Origin of the sequence: uncultured Intestinimonas sp., from assembly GCF_944387245.1 — a bacterium.
Lineage (GTDB): Bacteria > Bacillota > Clostridia > Oscillospirales > Oscillospiraceae > Intestinimonas.
The window spans coordinates 15,998-32,499 of the sequence record NZ_CALXEE010000020.1 but is presented as its reverse complement, the minus strand read 5'-3'; the positions used below and the strand labels follow the sequence as shown (position 1 = coordinate 32,499).

Genomic DNA, 16,502 nt, shown 5'->3' with positions numbered 1-16,502 from the left:
TATCCTTCTTTGGCAGCTATACACAAGAAACCCGGCTTATGCTTGACGCATATGCCGGGTTTCTCGACAGACTGAAGTCCCGGCTCCATGGGGAGCCGGGACTTTTTGTGCGTTTACAGGTCCTTGACCATGATGTTCTCGTGGATGCCGGGGAGGATACAGTCGGGCACATAGCCCACCTTCTTGAAGCCCAGAGACTGGTAGAGGTTCTTGGCCCTGGGGTTGAAGTGGCTCACCAGCAGGGAGCACTTCTTGTAGCCCAGGGAGCGGGAGACGCCGATGAAGGTCTCCAGGAGCACATGGCCGATGCCCGCGCCCCGGAAGGACTTCTTCACTCCCAGCAGGGCCAGGTAGGGAAAGGCGCCGAAGAAGCCGGTGGGCTCGATCCACATACACCCGGCCACCTCGTCCCGGGAGGCGAGGGCAATCCACAGCTCGCCCCGGCTGATGGCGGTGGAGAGCTGTTTGTCCAGCCGCCCCTCCTGGGAAAAGTAGTGATCGTAGAGGGCGCTGTCCAGGAAGACCTCATGGCAGGCGCTCAGGCGGCTCTCATCCGCCTTGGTGATCCGCACGTTCATGGACGCACCTCCGGCTCAGAAATAAGTATAGTTCTTGGGTTTGACGCTCCAGCCGATGGCCTTCTGGATGTCGTCGGCATAGCTGGGGTCGCTGAGCTGCATGCGGTCGTAGGCCAAAAATTCCCTCAGGGGGATGGCGCCCATCACCAGGGAGGAGAGGTCGGCGATGGGGGTGGAGAGGGTGACGTCGGGCTCTCCCTTGTCCACCAGGGTCACCCTGTCCCCCTCCACCTTCAGCAGGAAGGTGCCGTCGTTGTGGGAGAGGAAGGTATCCCGGACCTGGAGGGCCAGGGTGAAGGGCCGGGAGACCGGCGACTCACAGTGAGTCTGGACGGCAAAATACTGCTTCACGTCGAAGATGCGGACCATGTAGCCCATGGTTTTGCGTCCGATCTCGTGGATGCAGCCGTCGTGGGCCCGATTCTCACCGGTGTCGGGATTCTTGAACATGACGTGGAGATACTCGTCGGGGGAGAAGATGCGTACCCGTTCGATCTGGTCCACCTGGGAGGCGAAGAAGGTCATGAACTGCTTGAGGGTATCCACGTCCTCCCAGATCATCTCCCGGACCATCAGGTCATGGTACATATCGGTGTAGTGGTCCACCTCCACGAACTCGAAGGTGAGGTAGCCGGTGATCCGACCCTCCCTGCGGCAGATGACCACATAGGGCATGTCGAAGATGCGGTGGGGGTCCATGTAGTGGTGGACCGTGGCGCCGTTGGTCTTCTCGGCCCAGGCGCGGTAAAAGCGCAGGACCTCCTCCTTGTCGTTGGGGCCGGCGTAGGAGAGGCCGGACTTGTCCCCGAAGGAACGGATCATGCTGGGTTTGGGCTGGTAGAGGATGCTCTCGTTGCAGTACCCGTAGCCCATCTTCCGATAGAAGGAGGGCATGAAGGGGTGCAGACAGCCGATGGCTGTACCGAGCTTTTGGTAATACCCCATGAGGACGCGGAGCATGGTCATGGCCGTGTGTTCCTTCTTCCGGAGGAAGTTGGTGGACACATAGGCCGCCGCTCCCATGGGCATCATCACACCTCTGACGTTGAGGGTGAAATCCATCATCAGAATGGAACCCACCAGGGTCCCATCGTCGTCAAAACAGCCGAGGTAGCGTCCCTCGTCCGGCTGGTACAGCTCGCTTTCCATATTCCGAAGGAGAGAATCCGGTGTCTTGGACGGGAAGGCGCTCACCACGTTGCGGGCGAGCTGATCTCGTTCGGAGGGAAGAACGAACCTGATTTCCATTGATACACTCCTTTGCTGGTAACGCGGGGAAAAAGAGAATAGCAACCAGACCCTGCCCGCAAACGCTGACAAGGCCTGCCCATTTTGTTCTGCTGGAGGCCGGCTGGACGACCTCCGCGCACCTGCTTTGACAGCCTATATTATCGCAGGCTTTCTCCGGGTTGTCAAACCGTTTTTTTACAGATATAACAAAACCAGAAGGGGGTTGAGAGAAAAAACTTGACAAAAAGCCTTTGATGTCGTAAAATTGCCATAGCTGGAATTCGTCTGCGAAGCAGTGGGCGGTCAGCAAAGGAATGGATGCGAAGCAGCGTCCTGAACGGGGAATCAATGTGATTTATCCTGCGTTCAGGGCGCTTTTTGTTTTTCGGCGGCGCCGAGCAGGGTGCCGGCCAACTGGGAAAGGAGCGAAGCGAGCATATGAACTCCTTCAGCGTGCGTACTAGGATCATGACAGGGGGCGGACTGGAGACCCTCGCCCCCAAGCTGCACCGGGTCTTCATCGTCACCGACGGCTTTATGTCCTCCAGCGGAAAGGTGAGCTATATCACCGATGAGCTGGACAAGGCAGGGGCGGAGTACCGCATTTTCGACAAGGTAAAGGCCGACCCCGACATCGCCACCGTCACCAAGGGCGTGGACACCATTCTGGAATTCAAGCCCGACGCCGTCATCGCCTTCGGCGGCGGCTCTCCCATCGATGCGGCCAAGGCCATCGTCTTCTTCGCGGCCAAGGCCTGCGATATGCGGGACTGCCAGTTCATCGCGGTGCCCACTACCAGCGGCACCGGCTCCGAGGTGAGCCGCTTTGCTGTCATCACCGATCCGGAGAAGGAGGTCAAGTACCCCCTGGTGGAGGACAGCCTCCTGCCCGATGTGGCCATTCTGGACGCCGTGCTCACCGCCAGCGTACCCCCCTCTGTCACCGCCGACACCGGCATCGACGTTTTCACCCACGCGGTGGAGGCCCTGGTGTCCACCGCCGCCAACGATTTCTCCGACGCGGCGGCTGAAAAATCCATCAAGCTGGTGCGCAAGCACCTGCTTACTGCCTACCGTGAGCCGGAGAATATGGAGGCACGTCAGGGCATGCACAATGCCTCCTGCCTGGCCGGCATCGCCTTCTCCAACTCCGGCCTGGGCCTCAATCACGGTATGGCCCACGCTCTGGGCGCCCGGTTCCATATTCCCCACGGCCGGGCCAACGGTATCCTGCTCCCCTATGTGATGAGCTTTAACGCCGGCTGTGCCGAGACCCTTACCCCCGTGGCCAAGCGATATGCCAAGATCGCCCGCCTGCTGGGCCTGGAGAGTTCCAGTGTCCGCCAGAGCGCCCTCAACCTCATCCGCACCGCCCGGAAGTATGTGGAGCAGTTCCACATCCCCTCCAGCATCCAGGTCGCCGGTGTGAACAAAGAGGAATTTGAGGCTGAGCTGGATGCTATGGCGGAGGCCGCCCTGGCCGACCGCTGCACCGCCACCAACCCCAAGCCCTGTACCAAGGAGGATATTCTCCAGGTATTCCGGAAAGCCTATATCGGGAAGCTGCCCTAAAGGTTTCAGCCGCGTCCGGTAGTGCCGGCCGCGGCTGAAAGAAGAGAAAAGCATTGACAATGCCGCTTTTGGCTGATAAAATATACAAAAAGCATTGATGCGATTTTAGATGCTTTTGTATAAAAGTGGCGGAAGGCGCGCCGTTAGTGCCGGAAGCAGCGCGGATCGATAGGAAACGCAGGTGTTTGAGCCGAGCGATGGAGCTCCCAGGGATTGATGCTGAAAAAGATTGATCCTGTGGGAGCTTTTTTGTCAGGTGATACCGCTGCTCATGGAAGGATGATGAGCGCCGTGATCGAATTGGACGAGAAAAAGCGAATTATTCAGGAGTTTGTCCCCGGCAAGCAGGTGACACTGTGCCATGTGATCGCCAGCCCGGACGACTCCCTCTATACAAAGCTGGGGCTGATCGACGCCAGGGGTGCCATCGGCATCATGACCATCACCCCCAGTGAGGCCGCCATGATCGCTGCCGATGTGTCCACCAAGGCCGCAGCGGTGGAGATCGGTTTCGTGGACCGGTTCAACGGTTCCCTGGTCATCACCGGTGATGTGGCCGCTGTGGAGGCCGCCCTCCACAGTGTGATGCAGGTGTTGTGTGACATGATGGGCTACAGCCCCACACCCATGACCAAGACCTGAGGCCGGACGAGATGGAAGGACGAAAAAAACGTATGATCCTCATTGGCCGCTCGGCGGCGGGGAAGACCACCCTGTGTCAGCGGATCAATCATGAGGACTTGACTTATCACAAGACCCAGACGGTACAGGTCATCAATCAGACCATGATCGACACGCCGGGAGAATATTTGGAGCGCCGGTATTTTCGGGGCGCTCTGATGGTAACGGCGGCAGACGCGGACGTCATTGTTTTCGTCCAGGATGCCACGGAGGACGGGACCATGTTTCCCCCGGCCTATAATAGCCAGTTTGCCAAGCCCGCCCTTGGTGTGGTGACCAAATGTGACATCGCCACGCCGGAGCAGGTGGAGCGCGCCAAGCAATACCTGCGCATGGCGGGGGCCAGCCAGATGTTCGTGACCAGCAGCGTCAGCGGCGAGGGAGTCGATGAGCTACTGCGGTTCCTAGGGTACTTGTAGCGGGCGGACGGACGCCGGCACAGCAAGGAGGAAGAAGTGGAATGTACAAGGACGGGATCCGGGTGGTCATCGCCGACGATGAACCCATCACCCGAATGGACTTGAAGGAGCTGCTGGCGGAAGAGGGCTATCAGGTGGTCGGAGAGGCCGCCGACGGCTTCGACGCCGTGGAGGTCTGCAAGCAGTGCCGGCCCGACCTGGTGCTCATGGATATCAAGATGCCTCTGCTGGATGGCCTGTCCGCAGCCAAGATTGTATATGAAGAAAACCTGGCTGACACGGTGATGATGCTCACGGCGTACAGTGAGCGGGAATTCGTGGATCAGGCCAAAGATATTGGGGTGGCCGGTTACCTGGTCAAACCCATCGACGAGAAATCCCTGGTCCCCAGCATTGAGCTGGCGGTGGCCCGCAGCAAGGACATGAAAAAGCTCCGAAAGGATATGCAGAAGGTGTCTGAGCGGCTGGAGAACCGCAGCATCATCGAGAAGGCCAAAGGTCAGGTCATGGCCCAGGAGGGCATGACCGAACAGGACGCCTACGACTACATCCGGAAGCTCAGCCAGACCAAGAACCTGTCCATGCGCCGGGTAGCCGAGATCATCTTGATGAAGTCCGGGGGTCAGTGAGAGATGGACATCATCTGGGAGCTGTGCAAAAAATATACGGACCTCACAGAGGAGGAGATTGCCACCATACAGGGTATGAGTGCGGTGCTCCAACCCTTGGCCAACCTGGAGGATGCCGATATTTTCATCGACTGCCCCTCCTGGGATGGAGACGCGATCGTTGTGGCCGAGGCGAAGCCCTCCTATGTACCGTCCTCCTATAAAAAGACCGTGGTGGGCCTCCTGGCCCGGAAGGAAAACGAGCCCGCAGTGGCCCGGACCTTCCGGTTGGGGGTGGCCACCAAACAGATGAAGGCTGTGACCCAGGAGAATGGCCGCACCATCCAGTCGGTGGAACCCATCAAGAACACCGCCGGCGACCGGGTCATTGGCGTGCTCATCCGGGAGCAGCGGGTGGATGAGCAGCGGCAGATCAGCGAACGGCTCCATTTTTCCGAGCAGAGCTACGAGCAGATCGCCAACGCCCTGAGCCACATGGTGGGCAGCAACAACTGGCTCACCGAGTGCATCGACGAGGCGCTGCTGATGGTGGATCGGACAGGCGTTGTAGCCTTTCGGAACTCCCTGGCTCGGGATCTCTACCGTCAACTGGGCTACATAGAGGACCCGCTGGGTCAGATCTACGAGAATGTGCGCCTGGTAGACTCGGTGGATGATGCCGACCAGTCGGGCTATTCGGTCATTGAGATCACCGTGGGCCGACACAGCCTTTCCGTGAAACGTATCCAGCTGGAGAGTGAAGACATGGCCTTTGCCGTGGTCATCCAGGACAACACCTGGAAGAAAGAACAGGAAAAGGCCCTGATCCTCAAATCGGTGGCCATCAAGGAGATGCATCACCGGGTTAAGAACAATCTCCAGACCATCGCCAGCCTCCTTCGGCTCCAGGTCCGGCGCTCGGACAACGAGGAGACCCGGAAGGTCCTGGGCGAGAGTATGAACCGCATCCTCTCCATCGCCACCACCCATGAGCTGCTGGCACAGAGCGGTGTGGACCAGGTAAAGATCGGTGAGGTCATCCTCAACATCAAAAACAATACCGTCCGCTACTTTGCCCGCCCTCACTTCGACGTGAATATCACCCTGGAGGGGGACGACTTCAAGGTAGATTCCGATATTGCCACCTCGGTGGCCCTCATCATCAACGAGCTGCTGCAGAATTCCCTTCAGTATGCCTTCCAGGATCGGGAGAGCGGTCTGATCCGTATCGTGGTGACCCGCGGGGAGCTGTATTCCCGCATCGAGGTCATCGATAACGGCAGCGGCTATGATGTGGAGAACGTCCGCACCGATCGGCTGGGCCTGTCCATCGTTCAGACCATGGTGAAGGATAAGCTCCGGGGGAATCTGAGTGTGGAATCGGGATCGGGCGGGACCCATGTGACCTTTGACTTCAAAAATCAAATCGTAGACGCGGCCAGTGTGACGTAATACCGGCCGGAAAACAGAGCGACGCAGCTCGGATGCGCGGGGGAGAGAAAAAGCCCCTGTGTGTTCGGGCTGCCTGTTTTTACAGGACCAACGACCAAAAATGGAAAGCAGGTGAACGCCTTGCATGAAGTGATCCTCAGCGTGGGCATCGATATTGGAACCTCCACGACACAGCTCATTTTCAGCAGGCTGACCATTGAGAACCGGGCCAGCAGCTATACCGTGCCGCGGATCCAGATCGTGGACAAAGAGGTCATCTACCGCAGTCTCATCTATTTTACGCCCCTGAAGTCCAACACGGAGATCGACGCCGAGGCGGTGAAGAAGATCGTCCGGGACGAGTACCAGGCCGCCGGTATGACACCGGAGGATGTGCGGACCGGCGCGGTAATCATCACCGGCGAGACCGCCCGGAAGGAAAACGCCAACGAGGTGCTGGAGGCCCTCTCCGATCTGGCCGGAGACTTTGTGGTGGCCACCGCCGGGCCCGACCTGGAGTCGGTGCTCTCGGCCCGGGGTGCCGGCGTCGACAAGCTCTCGGAAGAGCACCGCACCACCGTCGCCAACCTGGATGTGGGCGGCGGCACCACCAACATCGCAGTCTATGAGAAGGGGACCCTCCGCGGGGTGAGCTGCCTGGATATCGGCGGCCGCCTCATCAAAGTGGACAAGGGCAGGGTCACTTATCTCTTCCCAAAGATACAGGCATTGGCCAAGTCCCACGGCATTGACCTCCAGGTGGGCGATCCGGCAGAGGAGCAGAAGCTCCGCCAGATCTGCGCCCTGATGGCCGACCAGCTGGCCCAGTCCCTCCACCTCAAGAAGATGGACGGGGACCACCTGGGACTCTACACCAACGACGGCAAACCCCTCCCCGCCGAGCCGGAGATCAAGGCTATCACCTTCTCCGGCGGCGTTGCCGACTGCGTCTATCAGCAGATGGAGGGCGACTATTTCCGTTACGGCGACATTGGTGTGCTGCTGGGTCAGGCGATCCGGTCCAACCCGGACCTCCAGACCGTGCAGCTCTTCCAGGCCGCCGAGACAATACGGGCCACGGTGGTGGGCGCGGGGACGCATACCACCGAGGTGAGCGGGAGCACCATCCACGTCGAGGCAGACCGGCTCCCGATCAAGAATATCCCCATCCTCAAGGTGTCCGAGGAGGACGAGGCGTCGCTGGAGACGTTTCGCACCTCCATCACCAGGCAGATGCCGCTGTACAAGCCGGAGGGCAAGGTGGAACAGATCGCCATTGCCTTCAACGGGGAAACGCGCACCAGCTTTGCGGAGGTCCAGGACCTCGCAGCGGCGATCATTGACGCAGCGAAGGAGGTGATCGACAGCAGTTATCCCTTGATCCTTGTGGTGGAGGCCGATATCGGCAAAGTGCTGGGGAACGCGGTGAACGTAATGCTGGACTACAAGAAAGACGTCATCTGCATCGACGGCATCAAGACCCTCAGCGGAGACTACGTGGACATCGGCGAACCCGTCGCGGACGGGCATGTGGTGCCCGTGGTGATCAAGACCCTGATCTTCAATTCTTAAAAAGTACGAGAGGTGAAGTAGCGTGATTCTCAAAACGAAGCTGTTTGGCCATGTGTACGAGTTCAAGAGCGTGCGCGAGGTTATGGCCAAGGCCAATGAGGAAAAGTCCGGCGACAAGCTGGCAGGCATCGCCGCCGAGACTGCCGAGGAAAGAGTCGCCGCCAAGGTGGTCCTTTCTCACCTTACTTTAAATGATCTGCGCAATTCCCCCGCCGTCCCCTACGAGGAGGACGAGGTTACCCGTATTATCCAGGACGCCGTCAACGAGACCATCTTCAATGAGTTCAAGAACATGACGGTGGCCGAGTTCCGTGAGTGGCTCCTCAGCGAGAGCACCACCACCGAGATGATCCGGCACGCTTCCCGCGGCCTGACTTCCGAGATCGTGGCCGGCGTCTGCAAGCTGATGAGCAACCTGGACCTGATCTATGCCGCCAAGAAGATGCGTGTGTCCGCCCACTGCAACACCACCATCGGTCTGCCCGGCACCTTCTCTTCCCGTCTGCAGCCCAACCACACCACCGACGATCCCAAGGGCATCATCGCTTCCGTTATGGAAGGTCTGTCCCTGGGCTGCGGCGACGCCGTCATCGGCCTGAACCCCGTGGACGACTCCCTGGAGTCCGTGGCCCGCATCCTGAAGATGTTCGACGAGTTCAAGCGGAAGTGGGAGATCCCCACCCAGATCTGCGTGCTGGCCCACGTGACCACCCAGACCGCTGCCGCCGACAAGCTGGGCGCTCCCCTGGACCTGATGTTCCAGTCTATCGCCGGCAGCCAGAAGGGCAACGAGGCCTTCGGCCTGACCGCCGAGATGCTGGACGAGGGCCGCGCCACCATGCTCAGCCGCGGCACCTGCACCGGTCCCAACGTGATGTACTTCGAGACCGGCCAGGGCTCCGAGCTCTCCTCTGATGCCCACAACGGCTGGGACCAGGTCACCATGGAGGCTCGCTGCTACGGCTTTGCCAAGCGCTATCAGCCCTTCCTGGTCAACACCGTGGTCGGCTTTATCGGGCCCGAGTATCTGTACGATTCCAAGCAGGTCACCCGCGCCGGCCTGGAGGACCACTTCATGGGCAAGCTGACCGGTGTTCCCATGGGCTGCGACGCCTGCTACACCAACCACATGAAGGCTGACCAGAACGACATCGAGAACCTGGCCACCCTGCTGGTTGCCGCCGGCTGCAACTACATCATGGGCGTTCCCGAGGGCGATGACTGCATGCTGATGTATCAGTGCACCGGCTATCACGAGGCCGCTGCCCTCCGCGAGATCTTCGGCCTGCGTCCCATCCACGAGTTCGATATGTGGCTGGAGAAGATGGGCTTCTCCGAGAACGGCAAGCTGACCGCCAAGGCTGGCGACGCTTCCGTGTTCCTGGCGAAATAAGGGAGGAGGTGTGATTCATGGATGAGAAAGATCTGAGAACAATCATTGAGCAGGTGCTCAGCGAGATGAACGTGAGCGGTTCCGACGCTCCCGCTGTCGAGGCCGCCTGTGCTAAGGCCTGCGAGGCGCCCGCCAACATCGAAGACGGCTGCATCCCCGATATCACCGAGGTGGATATCCGCAAGCAGTATCTGGTGGAGAATCCTGAGCACGGCGAGGAGTATGCCGAGCTGAAGTTCAACGCTCCCTGCCGTCTGGGTATCGGCAAGGCCGGCGCCCGCTACAAGACCCTCCCCCAGCTGGAGTTCCGCGCTGCCCACTCCGCCGCCCAGGACGCCGTGTTCAACGACGTGGACGAGGAGTTCGTGAAGTCCCAGGGCCTGTTCATCGTGCAGACCCAGTGCGACAGCAAGGACACCTATCTGACCCGCCCCGATCTGGGCCGTAAGCTCAGCCCCGAGGCCGTGGCCACCATCAAGGAAAAGTGCAAGAAGAACCCCACCGTCCAGATCTACGTGGCTGACGGTCTGTCCTCCGCCTCCGTGGCCGCAAACATCCCCGATCTGCTCCCCGCCATCATGCAGGGCCTGCAGAACTATAAGATTGACGTGGGCACTCCCTTCTTCGTGAAGTTTGGCCGTGTGGCCGTCATGGACGAGATCTCCGAGCTTACCGGCGCCGAGGTTACCTGCACCCTCATCGGCGAGCGTCCCGGCCTGATCACCGCCGAGTCTATGTCCGCCTACATCGCTTACAAGGCCACCGTGGGCATGCCTGAGGCCCGCCGTACCGTGGTCTCCAACATCCACCGGAATGGTACCATCCCCGCCGAGGCCGGCGCTCACATCGCCGACATCATTAAGATCATGCTGGAGAAGAAGGCCAGCGGCACTGATCTGAAACTGTAAGGAGTAGGGAGGAAATTCTACCATGAAAAGAGATCCCGTAAGAGCAACCGTATTGGCCACGAAGATCATCCCTAACGTGGCTCCTGATATGGCCAAGGAGCTGGGCCTGCAGCCCGGCGAGAAGTCCCTGGCCCTGGTCACTGCCGACTGCGATGATGTGACCTATACCGCCCTGGACGAGGCCACCAAGAAGGCCGACTGCCGCGTGGCCTACGCCAAGAGCTTCTACGGCGGCGCTGCCAACGCCAACACCAAGCTGGCCGGTGAGATCATCGGCATCCTGGCCGCCCCCAACCCCGCTGAGGCCAAGGCCGGCCTGGCCGCCTGTGTGGACATGATTGAGAACGTGTGCCACTTCGTCTCCGCCAACGAGGACGATACCATTGTCTACTACGCCCACTGCATCTCCCGGACCGGTTCCTACCTGTCCGAGGCCTGCGGCATCCAGGAGGGCGAGGCTATCGCCTACCTGATCGCTCCTCCTCTGGAGGCCATGTACGGCGTCGATGCCGCTCTGAAGGCCGCCGACGTCCGTCTGTGCGTGCTGTACGCGCCCCCCAGCGAGACCAACTTCGGCGGCGGTCTGCTCACCGGCAGCCAGTCTGCCTGTAAGTCCGCCTGCGACGCCTTCGCCTCCGCTGTGGAGTTCGTGGCCGACAACCCCATCGACTGATCCCCATCGCCTGATTCGTTCACAAGAGAGGGCCGGTAACGCCGGCCCATGATGGAGGTACTGAATGAAGGCTTTGGGTATGATCGAAACCCGTGGCTTAGTGGCCTCGATTGAGGCAGCCGACGCCATGGTAAAGGCGGCAAATGTCACCCTGACGTGTAAGGAACACGTGGGCGGCGGCCTGGTGACCGTCATGGTCCGTGGCGACGTCGGCGCCGTGAAGGCGGCGGTCGACGCCGGTGCGGCCGCGGCGGAGCGGGTCGGCGAGCTGGTGTCCGTGCACGTCATCCCGAGACCGCATGAGGAGCTCGAGGGCATATTGACGACGCCCGCGCCGGTCACGCCCACTCCCAAGCCCCCCAAGGAGCCGGAGAAGGTCCAGCAGCCTCCGGTGAGCGAGACCCCCGCCTCCCAGCCTGAACCCCAGCCGGAACCCGAGGCCCCGGCGGAGGAAAAGACCGAGGAGGAAGAGGGTGTACAGCTCGCCGACCTGACGGACGAGGTCCTTGAGGCCATGCCTGTGGTCAAGCTGCGCTCCGTCGCAAGGAGCGTGGGCCTGGACACCATGACCCGTAAGGAGATCCGGTTCGCCAAGAAAGAGGAGCTTGTGGCGGCCATTCGAGCGTTTCGGGGACGTTAAGAACCGCTTAAGATGACGGAATGTCATATGGGAAGTATCCCACAAGAGGAGAGTTGATCAAATGCAGCTTTACGATAAAGACCTGCTGTCTATGCAAGAGGTCCGTGAGCTGGTGGAGGCGGCGAAGGAGGCCCAGCAGGAACTGGCCACTATGACCCAGTCCCAGGTGGACCACATCGTCCGTGCCATTGCCGACGCCGGTGTGCGCAACGCCCGGCGCCTGGCTGAGATGGCCAATGAGGATACCGGCTTCGGCAAGGTTGAGGACAAGATCATCAAGAATATCTTCGGCAGCCGGGGTGTCTATGAGTACATCAAGGACATGAAGACCGTGGGCGAGCTGGAGCGGGACGACGTGAAGAAGGTCCGCACCATCGCCGTGCCCATGGGCGTCATTGCCGGTCTTGTGCCCTCCACCAACCCCACCTCTACGACCCTTTACAAGGCGGAGATCGCCATCAAGGCGGGCAACGCCATCGTGTTCTCCCCCCACCCCACGGCCCTGCGCTGCATCATGGAGACCGTCAAGGTCATCCGGCAGGCCATCGCCGAGGCCGGCGGCAATGAGAACCTGGTCTCCTGCATCACCATCCCCACCATGGAGGCCACCGACAACCTGATGCGTCACCGGGACGTGGCCATGATCCTGGCCACCGGCGGCTCCGCCATGGTCCGCGCGGCCTATTCCTCCGGTACCCCCGCCATCGGCGTGGGCCCGGGCAACGGCCCCGCCTACCTGGAGAAGACCTGCGACCTGCCCCTGGCGGTCAAGCGCATCATGGATTCCAAGACCTTCGACAACGGTACCATCTGCGCCTCCGAGCAGTCCATCATCTGCGACGAGGACATGGTCCCCGCCGTCAAGGCCGAGATGGAGAAGCAGGGCGCCTACTTCCTGGACGACGCCGAGCGTGAGAAGCTGGGTAAGTTCATCCTCCGCGCCAACGGCACTATGAATCCCGAGATCGTGGGCCGGAGCGTGGAGACCATTGCCAAGCTGGCCGGGCTGGACAAGGTGCCTGCCACCGCCCGGGTCCTGGTGGCCCGCGAGGACGGTGTGGGCCGGGGCCATCCCTACTCCAACGAGAAGCTGGGTCCCATCCTGGCCTTCTTCACCGGCACCGATTACAAGGACGTATGCGACAAGGTGTGCACCATCCTCCGCTACGAGGGCGCCGGCCACACCTTCTCCATGCACACCAAGAATGACGAGATGGTGGACTACTTCGCCAAGCGGGTACCCGCCTCCCGGATCATGGTGAACACCCCCTCCGCCCTGGGCGGCATCGGCGGTACCACCGGCCTCATGCCCGCCCTCACCCTGGGCTGCGGCGCCGTGGGCGGCTCCGCCACCAGCGAGAACGTGGGCCCCATGCAGCTCCTCAATACCCGCAAGGTGGCCTATGGCCTCAAGGAACTGGAGGAGATCCGTGCCGACCTGCCTGACTGCTCCGACGGTATCTGCCGCCTGCGCACCAGCGATGTGAGCGAGGCTGATGTAGAGGACATCGTCCGCAAGATCATGGCCCGGCTCAAGGATCTGTAAGACTGATTTTTAGGAGGAACTATTTATGGCTACTATGCAAGCACTTGGCATGATCGAGACCAAGGGTCTCGTGGCCTCCATCGAGGCCGCCGATGCCATGGTTAAGGCCGCCAACGTCACCCTCATTGGCAAGGTCCATGTGGGCGGCGGTCTGGTGACCGTCATGGTCCGCGGCGACGTGGGCGCCGTCAAGGCCGCCACCGACGCCGGCGCTGCCGCTGCCGAGCGCGTGGGCGAGCTGGTCTCCGTCCATGTCATTCCCCGTCCCCACGAGGAAGTGGAGTTCATCCTCCCCTCTCTGGATAAGCAGTAACCATTTTCCCCATCCCCTGCGGCGAAGCGGGGGCCGGGCGGCGTAAGCCGTCCGGTCCCCTGACCGCCGCCCGGGTGGGCATAGGAGTGTATAAATATGGCTAGTATGCAAGCACTTGGTATGATCGAGACCAAAGGCCTGGTCGCCTCCATCGAGGCCGCCGATGCCATGGTCAAGGCCGCCAACGTCACCCTCATCGGCAAGGTCCATGTGGGCGGCGGTCTGGTGACCGTCATGGTCCGTGGCGATGTGGGCGCCGTCAAGGCCGCCACCGACGCCGGCGCCGCCGCCGCTGAGCGGGTGGGCGAGCTGGTGTCCGTCCACGTGATCCCCCGTCCCCACGAGGAAGTGGAGTTCATCCTCCCCAGCCTGGAGAAGTAAGACCGGCGTAAGCCGCATCAAACCTACCGACGGAGGGGGTGAAGCGCTTGAAATGTATCACGGAGGACGCTCTTCGGTGCGAGCTTCGGGCAACAGATCCCGAATGCTACGTCGTGCCGGCAGGCAAGATCCTCACCCCGGCGGCCCGGGAGTATCTGCAGTCCCGCAAGATCAAGATCGTCAAGGAGGGACAGCAGACCACCCCCAGGATCGTCGCCACGGAGGTGCCGCCCATGCCCGAGGTGACCATGGCAGCGCCCGCACCGGCGCCGGCGCCTATGAAGCCCAAATTCGTGGATTATGAGACCGGCGCCTTCTACATGGAGAAGCCTGAGCACATGACCCACCTGGTGGGGAACGTGCTGGTGGTGAAGAACCATCCCCGGATTCTGTTCCGCGGAAAGCTGGACTCGCTGCAAAGCGCGCTGGTCCTGGCCCAGGTGGACATCCACGACCGGGGAGGCAGCCAGGCCCTCATCGACGACCTGGATGACATCCTGAAGATCCTGCGGGAGATGATGCGCTGCGACGTGCTGGATGAGCCCTTCCAGATGGACACCATCATCGGACTCACCCACGCGGAGCTGCGGGAGCAGTCCCACGATCCCCAGCGGTTCTTTGGGGTCAAGGCTATGGTCCTGCCCGACTACACCATGGGACGGGACTTCGCGCTGCTCAATCAGCTGCGCACCGATGTGCGCGAGACGGAAGTGGCGGCGGCCAATGCCTTCCACACCGGTGCAAAGTACACCCGGGGCGATATCATCGAAGAGCTCAACCGCATGTCCAGCGCCCTGCACATCATGATGTGTAGGTATCTGGCCGGACAGTATCAGAGCAGAAACGAAACTTGACAAAAGGAGCGCCAAACACATGATGGATCTGGACCGCGTCAACGCCTATATGGCCCGTGTGGAGGAATCGGAGACAAAGACATTCAAGCCCGTCAGCAACAAGCTGAAGGTGGGCCTGGATTTGGGCACGGCCTACATCGTCATGGTCGTCCTGGACGAGGAGGATAATCCCATCGCCTGCGAGAAGCAGGCGGCGCAGGTCCTGCGGGACGGCGTGGTGGTGGACTACTCCGGGGCGCTGCGGATCGTCAAGGAGCTCAAGGCAAAGCTGGAGGAGCGGCTGGACATGGAGCTGGTCAACTGTGCCATCGCCATGCCCGCCGGGACCGAATCCAGCACAAAGACCCACCAGTACGTGGCAGAAGGAGCGGGATTTGAGGTCACCAATGTTCTGGATGAGCCCACCGCAGCCAATTCCATTTACCAGATCGAGGACGGTGTGGTGGTGGACATCGGCGGCGGTACCACGGGCCTTGCCATCCTGAAGGGCGGCAAGGTGGTCCAGATCGAGGATGAGCCCACCGGAGGTACCCACCTCACCCTGGTCCTGGCGGGGAACTTCCACGTCTCTTTCCAGGAAGCCGAGGCCATCAAGCAGGACTACTCCCGTCACAAGGAGATCCTGCCGGTGGTAAAGGCGGTGGTGGAGAAGATGGCCTCCATCGTGAACCGGTATATCGACAAGGAGCATACCGACGCCATCTACCTGTGCGGCGGTACCTGCTGTCTGACGGGGATCGAGGGCATCTTCGAGAAGGAGACCGGCATCAAGACCATCAAGCCGGCCAATCCCTTCCTGGTGACGCCCGCCGGCATCGCCATGAACTGCAAGGTCTGACGAGACCCAATGAATGATTTAGAAAGGAGGGGAAGGCATGGACCATAACGCCATCGTGGAAGAGATCCTCCGTCGCGTCGCGCAGAAGATCTCCGAAACGGAAGGAAGCTGCGCCGAGTGCACCGACTGCGGCGGAAAGCCGGGTCTGCTGATCCTGACTCAGGATCACGGCACCGACTGTCACGCGACCTTGGAGAACGAGGCCCTCAAGGCACGTTACCACACCGACTGCGCCCTGATGCACCACTACGAAGTGGACCTGGACGCCTATGAGGCCGTGGTGCTCTTCAATCTGAGCTGTGACGCCATGGCGGCGCTGGCATCCGGCGCCTGCGACACCGCGTATACCCGTCTTGCCTCCAAAGCCATCCTCTCAGGTAAAAAGGTCTATGTCCCCACCGAAGAGGTGGAGCTGTATCAGTATAGGGAGACGGCGCCCGCCGCCTACTACAACATGATGCAGCAGAAGCTGGACCTGCTGGTAGCCTCCGGCGTGGTGATCTGCGCCCAGGCCAGCCTGGAGCAGGTCATCCTGGGCAACGCATCCCCGGTACCCGCCGCGGCCGCACCTGTGTGTGCCGCTGCTCCTGCCGCCCCTGCTCCCGTAGCGCCCGCCCCTGTGGCCGCCTGCTGTGAGGAGAAAGCGGTACGGATCGAGAAGCGGGTTCTCACGGAGAAGGATCTCATCGAGGCCAACATGAGCGGGGTTACCAAGGTGCACATCGGTGAGAAGACCATTGTCACCGCGCTGGCCAAGGACGCCGCCAAGGATCGGGGCATGACCATCGTCCGGGACGAAGACTAAACGCGGATGGACCGCGGGGGAGGGATTCCCTCTTCCGCTGTCCCGCGTCAAACAGGGGGA

The 16,502-nt window shown here is 61.0% G+C and carries 17 protein-coding genes and 1 pseudogene; 16 read left to right on the top strand and 2 right to left on the bottom strand.

Annotated features, from left to right (window positions below):
• Positions 1-113: 113 nt before the first annotated feature.
• Together Q0K15_RS04560 and Q0K15_RS04555 are read right to left on the bottom strand one after the other, a co-directional pair.
• The gene (locus tag Q0K15_RS04560; protein WP_294512882.1) at positions 114-578 is read right to left on the bottom strand and encodes a GNAT family N-acetyltransferase; all 465 of its coding nucleotides are present in this window, start codon (positions 576-578) and stop codon (positions 114-116) included.
• Between the two features lie 15 nt (positions 579-593).
• Positions 594-1,826 (bottom strand): GNAT family N-acetyltransferase, encoded by a 1,233-nt coding sequence (locus Q0K15_RS04555; protein ID WP_294512879.1) that lies wholly within the window; start codon positions 1,824-1,826, stop codon positions 594-596.
• A 420-nt stretch (positions 1,827-2,246) separates the two neighbouring features.
• On the opposite strand from Q0K15_RS04555, the gene Q0K15_RS04550 reads away from it, so the two are divergent.
• The 16 genes and pseudogenes from Q0K15_RS04550 (at position 2,247) to Q0K15_RS04475 (ending at position 16,442) form a co-directional block, all read left to right on the top strand.
• Positions 2,247-3,380 (top strand): 1-propanol dehydrogenase PduQ, encoded by a 1,134-nt coding sequence (locus Q0K15_RS04550; protein WP_294512876.1) that lies wholly within the window; start codon positions 2,247-2,249, stop codon positions 3,378-3,380.
• A gap of 282 nt (positions 3,381-3,662) precedes the next feature.
• On the top strand, positions 3,663-4,022 hold the full coding sequence (locus tag Q0K15_RS04545) for a BMC domain-containing protein (RefSeq protein ID WP_365933232.1): 360 nt from the start codon (positions 3,663-3,665) through the stop codon (positions 4,020-4,022).
• 32 nt (positions 4,023-4,054) lie between these two features.
• On the top strand, positions 4,055-4,480 hold the full coding sequence (gene eutP / locus Q0K15_RS04540; RefSeq protein WP_294512873.1) for a EutP/PduV family microcompartment system protein: 426 nt from the start codon (positions 4,055-4,057) through the stop codon (positions 4,478-4,480).
• Between the two features lie 41 nt (positions 4,481-4,521).
• Positions 4,522-5,109, top strand: coding sequence for a response regulator (locus tag Q0K15_RS04535; protein WP_227604482.1), 588 nt, complete (start codon positions 4,522-4,524; stop codon positions 5,107-5,109).
• A 3-nt stretch (positions 5,110-5,112) separates the two neighbouring features.
• Positions 5,113-6,540, top strand: coding sequence for a sensor histidine kinase (locus Q0K15_RS04530; RefSeq protein WP_294512868.1), 1,428 nt, complete (start codon positions 5,113-5,115; stop codon positions 6,538-6,540).
• Between the two features lie 120 nt (positions 6,541-6,660).
• On the top strand, positions 6,661-8,091 hold the full coding sequence (gene eutA, locus Q0K15_RS04525) for an ethanolamine ammonia-lyase reactivating factor EutA (RefSeq protein WP_294512865.1): 1,431 nt from the start codon (positions 6,661-6,663) through the stop codon (positions 8,089-8,091).
• Between the two features lie 22 nt (positions 8,092-8,113).
• Entirely contained in the window at positions 8,114-9,484 is a 1,371-nt protein-coding gene (locus tag Q0K15_RS04520; RefSeq protein WP_294512862.1) for an ethanolamine ammonia-lyase subunit EutB, read from the top strand.
• Positions 9,485-9,501: 17 nt separating this feature from the next.
• Positions 9,502-10,392: an ethanolamine ammonia-lyase subunit EutC gene (eutC, locus tag Q0K15_RS04515; protein ID WP_294512858.1), complete on the top strand. Its 891-nt coding sequence runs from the start codon at positions 9,502-9,504 to the stop codon at positions 10,390-10,392.
• 22 nt (positions 10,393-10,414) lie between these two features.
• Entirely contained in the window at positions 10,415-11,065 is a 651-nt protein-coding gene (gene eutL / locus Q0K15_RS04510; RefSeq protein WP_294512855.1) for an ethanolamine utilization microcompartment protein EutL, read from the top strand.
• A gap of 64 nt (positions 11,066-11,129) precedes the next feature.
• Positions 11,130-11,387, top strand: a pseudogene (locus tag Q0K15_RS11100) (BMC domain-containing protein); the annotation flags it as partial.
• A 379-nt stretch (positions 11,388-11,766) separates the two neighbouring features.
• Positions 11,767-13,251 carry an acetaldehyde dehydrogenase (acetylating) gene (locus tag Q0K15_RS04500; protein WP_294512849.1) on the top strand — a complete coding sequence of 495 codons (1,485 nt, stop codon included), beginning with the start codon at positions 11,767-11,769 and terminating at the stop codon, positions 13,249-13,251.
• 25 nt (positions 13,252-13,276) lie between these two features.
• A complete protein-coding gene (gene eutM, locus Q0K15_RS04495; protein ID WP_204740008.1) occupies positions 13,277-13,564 on the top strand; it encodes an ethanolamine utilization microcompartment protein EutM in 288 nt (95 codons plus the stop codon).
• A gap of 96 nt (positions 13,565-13,660) precedes the next feature.
• Positions 13,661-13,945, top strand: coding sequence for an ethanolamine utilization microcompartment protein EutM (gene eutM / locus Q0K15_RS04490; RefSeq protein ID WP_130849384.1), 285 nt, complete (start codon positions 13,661-13,663; stop codon positions 13,943-13,945).
• A gap of 38 nt (positions 13,946-13,983) precedes the next feature.
• Positions 13,984-14,799 carry an ATP-binding protein gene (locus tag Q0K15_RS04485; RefSeq protein WP_294512844.1) on the top strand — a complete coding sequence of 272 codons (816 nt, stop codon included), beginning with the start codon at positions 13,984-13,986 and terminating at the stop codon, positions 14,797-14,799.
• 19 nt (positions 14,800-14,818) lie between these two features.
• Positions 14,819-15,637, top strand: coding sequence for an ethanolamine utilization protein EutJ (eutJ, locus tag Q0K15_RS04480; protein ID WP_294512841.1), 819 nt, complete (start codon positions 14,819-14,821; stop codon positions 15,635-15,637).
• A 37-nt stretch (positions 15,638-15,674) separates the two neighbouring features.
• Positions 15,675-16,442: a hypothetical protein gene (locus Q0K15_RS04475; RefSeq protein WP_294512837.1), complete on the top strand. Its 768-nt coding sequence runs from the start codon at positions 15,675-15,677 to the stop codon at positions 16,440-16,442.
• The last annotated feature ends 60 nt before the right edge of the window (positions 16,443-16,502 follow it).